The organism is Bradyrhizobium sp. 76, from assembly GCF_023073025.1.
Taxonomy (GTDB): domain Bacteria; phylum Pseudomonadota; class Alphaproteobacteria; order Rhizobiales; family Xanthobacteraceae; genus Bradyrhizobium.
This window is the reverse complement of sequence record NZ_JADPIS010000049.1, coordinates 1-667: the sequence shown is the minus strand read 5'-3', so window position 1 is coordinate 667 and position 667 is coordinate 1. Positions and strand designations below refer to the sequence as shown.

1 protein-coding gene is annotated in these 667 nt (G+C 55.2%); it reads left to right on the top strand.

The genetic code is table 11. From position 1 onward, the window contains the following. Positions 1-399: transposase (locus tag IVB48_RS12125; RefSeq protein ID WP_247400110.1), on the top strand; the 399-nt coding region annotated here is incomplete at its 5' end. Between the last annotated feature and the right edge of the window lie 268 nt (positions 400-667).

Below are 667 nucleotides of genomic sequence, written 5' to 3'. Positions count from 1 at the left end.
GGACCGCGGCTGCATGACTGGTGTTATCTCGAATTGGCCGACCTCGAGGCCGAGCAGTTCAACAGCGCAAATGATGGTTTATGGACGCGCGGTCTACTGATCCGTCGTCGCATCGCCGATGATGACCTCGCCTTCTTCACCACCTGGTGCCCAGCGGGAACATCAATTGAAACGTTGGTCGCGGTCGAAGGCCATCGATGGGCGATCGAGGACAGCTTTGAAACCGCGAAAAACGAGTTCGGGCTGGATCACAACGAGAGCAGATCCTGGCATGGCTGGCACCGTCATGTGTCCTTGGTGATGCTCGCCTTCGCCATGATGGCCGCGATCCGACATCGCGCTAATCCGCCACCGCCCAAAAAAACCAAACCTCACCACCCGGCAAAAGCCAAAGCATAACCACGCCGCCGCTGATCCGTTGGTCAATCCAGGAAATCCGCCGCATTGCCATCAGACTTGCTCGAAAGCGTATTCAACCCGCACGCATCATCGCATGGTCTTTCTGGCGCAGAGCTCATCAGGCTGCCGCTCAACGCGCTCATGTCAAATCAAAAAGACAACTGTAATGCTAGAAGAGTCGCTGGTCTGAATCGGTCAGGCTCCAGATTTCGAATCGTCGACCATTCTTCTTTTCGACGGATCGAACAAGTTTAACGTGTGCCGTTAA